The organism is Saezia sanguinis (assembly GCF_003991585.1).
GTDB lineage: Bacteria > Pseudomonadota > Gammaproteobacteria > Burkholderiales > Burkholderiaceae_C > Saezia > Saezia sanguinis.
Window position 1 is genome coordinate 1 of sequence record NZ_PQSP01000154.1, and the last position, 251, is coordinate 251.

General features: G+C 56.2%; 1 rRNA gene. It reads right to left on the reverse strand.

Features of this window, described 5'->3' with window-relative positions:
* Positions 1 to 251 (reverse strand): 16S ribosomal RNA (locus tag CUZ56_RS15310); the annotation flags it as partial.

The window sequence follows — 251 nt, forward strand, 5'->3', positions numbered from 1 at the left end:
CCTGTACACCAACCACAAGGGGGGCCGTATCTCTACGGCTTTCTGGTGTATGTCAAACCCAGGTAAGGTTCTTCGCGTTGCATCGAATTAATCCACATGCTCCGCCGCTTGTGCGGGCCCCGTCAATTCCTTTGAGTTTTAGCCTTGCGGCCGTACTCCCCAGGCGGGGTACTTAATGCGTTAGCTACGGCACGGATCCCGTGGAAGGAAACCCACACCTAGTACCCACCGTTTACGGCGTGGACTACCAG